Source organism: Porphyromonas somerae DSM 23386 (assembly GCF_000372405.1).
Taxonomy (GTDB): domain Bacteria; phylum Bacteroidota; class Bacteroidia; order Bacteroidales; family Porphyromonadaceae; genus Porphyromonas_A; species Porphyromonas_A somerae.
In genome coordinates this window covers 1-2,449 of record NZ_AQVC01000085.1, presented here as the reverse complement: position 1 = coordinate 2,449, position 2,449 = coordinate 1, and the positions used below count along the sequence as shown (strand labels likewise).

General features: G+C 46.8%; 2 protein-coding genes. Both read left to right on the top strand.

Annotated features, from left to right (window positions below; all coding sequences use genetic code 11):
* A partial coding sequence (locus tag A3GK_RS0110050; RefSeq protein WP_018029316.1) for a TonB-dependent receptor domain-containing protein occupies window positions 1–1,170 on the top strand: 1,170 nt, incomplete at its 5' end.
* A gap of 61 nt (window positions 1,171–1,231) precedes the next feature.
* Window positions 1,232–2,449: carboxypeptidase-like regulatory domain-containing protein (locus A3GK_RS11475; RefSeq protein ID WP_018029315.1), on the top strand; the 1,218-nt coding region annotated here is incomplete at its 3' end.

Sequence of the window (2,449 nt, the reverse complement as noted above, 5' to 3'; positions counted from 1 at the left end):
ACCGAGGCATACGAATTAAAGGCGTTGAAAGGAAGGAGCGGAGATAAGTACCAATCTGCTGGAGCTAGACTAGATATTGATGGGCCACTCTGGGGTGGCTCACTGAATGTAGGGGGTGGATACTCGTGGGCCAATAATAGTTTCTTCAACTACAGTGACCCAGAGCTTAAACTCCCCGACCTCAATAGTACCCTCAAGGAGCAAACCTATGTGCTTTATGCCGAGTATAGCCATGCAATCGCCCAAAAGTTTATGCTCACAGCAGGTCTACGTATGGAGCATGTACGCAACCGCTACGATAATCAGGCAATAGAGATCAAAGATTATATCAAGACCAACCTATTTCCCACCCTCTCCTTTGGAGGACAACTATGGGGAGTCAATACACAGCTATCCTTTAGAAGCCAGATCAATCGGCCTAGCTTCTGGAGACTACAGCCAGGTTATCAATATATATCCGATTATGAATATCAAGTGGGTGACCCCAACCTCAAGCCTGGACTCTCCTATACTACTCAGCTGATGCTTAATAAGAGCTGGGTGACTCTAATGCTCACGCATGAGTACAAAGTCAATTCTCTAACGCAAGAGACGCAACCAATGAAGGATCCATCCGATCCTAATAAGCTTCTACCACACAAGACCGTTCTGAAGCATATCAATGCTGCGCCCTACAGCACATTGGGAGGAGCCCTAGTCCTTAGCCCTAGGGTGAAGTGGTGGCAGCCCACTTTCACAGTGGGTGGTATGAAGTTGATTGGATACGATCTCCAGCACTTTGAGGAGACCATCACCAATCGTAAACCCTTCATATACCTGAATTGGCAAAATCAATTCACACTGCCCAAGGATCTGACCATCACTGCCAATCTAAACTATCTACCTAGCGGCGGAAGTCAAGACAATCTTGAGTTAATTGGTGCTCAAACAAATTTCAATATGGAAATTTCCAAGCGATGGCTAAAGGATAATGCCCTCACCACAACTTTTGAACTCAATAACCTTGCCTTTACACCTATGAGAGTAAGGTTGGTAACTAAGTACACAGAGTTGACCACCACGCAAAGGGTGATGCCAAGAGTAACATTCACCATCGCCTACCGCTTCAATGCAACTAAGCAAAAGTATCAAGGTAAGGGTGCCCTCGGCTCCGTCATCGACCGTATGTAATTAAATAAGTACCTTTGTCACGGCATGGTGACCACCATATTTAACACCAATAACACACATTATGAAACAATTCATCACTAGTTTGCTGATACTCTGCTTGGCTACAGGCAACCTATTGGCACAAGAGATCAAAGGAAAGGTATCGGACAAAGAGGGGAAACCACTCCCTTATGCCACGATTAAGGCCATCGCCCTACCCGACTCCACCACCATCGTGGGAGGCGTTACTAAGGAGGATGGCACCTTTGCTCTCTCTATTGGCGACCACAAGTTCCCTATCCTACTCCAAGCAAGTCTGATCGGCTACAGCACCGAGCAAGTGCTTTGCGAAGAGCTCAAGGAGCAAGCACTCACCCTCTCCGAGAGCGCCACCATGCTGGAGGAGGTAGCCATCACCGCCAATCGTGTCTCGCACCGATTGGTTGCTGGTGGACTTAGCACCCAGATCGATGGTTCGCCCCTCTCCAAGCTCACCGATATCTATAGTGTGCTCAGAGGTATTCCACTTGTAGAGGTAGAGAATGAAAAGGTGAAAGTAACCGGAAAGGGCACCCCAGTCATCTACATCAACGACCGACTAATGACCGACCCCAATCAAATGAGAGAGCTAAAGCCCTACCTCATCAAGGACATTCAAGTGATTACCAACCCTGGCGCCAAGTACAGCTCATCGGTCGGTGCCGTCATCAAAATATACACCCGCCGCGAACCCGGCTCGGGACTCAGCGGATACCTTGAAGTTAGACCATCAAAGGTCAAGGGGTGTAAAATGGACTATGGCACCTACTTCTCTTTCAACTACCGCAAGGATAATTGGGACTTCTTTATGAACAGCTGGAATGGCAATTGGAGAGGAATCAATATCACCGAAGATGCCACAGTTATTGGCAAGATCGGGCAAGACAAGTGGACTAATACCACAAGTATGGTTTCAAAGTTTTGGGGGAACAACCACAACTTTACATTCGGAGTCAATTATTCCGACGACCTGCAAAGTGCTGGAGTGCAGTATCGATTGAGTGCTGATAACGATTTNTCAACTAGTGAAGGTAAACTCATCAGTTCGCTACAGCAGAATAAACCCTTGTATAGCTTTACAGAAGAATCAAANCCTTGGATCTATGCACACCGCCCAAGCCTCTACTATTTGCGTAAGATAGGCCAATGGAAAACGCAGATAGATATAGACTACTACGAAAGCACAAAGTCAGAAAAGACAACTACAACAAAGAGAGGCTACACCGAGGCATACGAATTAAAGGCGTTGAAAGGAAGGAGC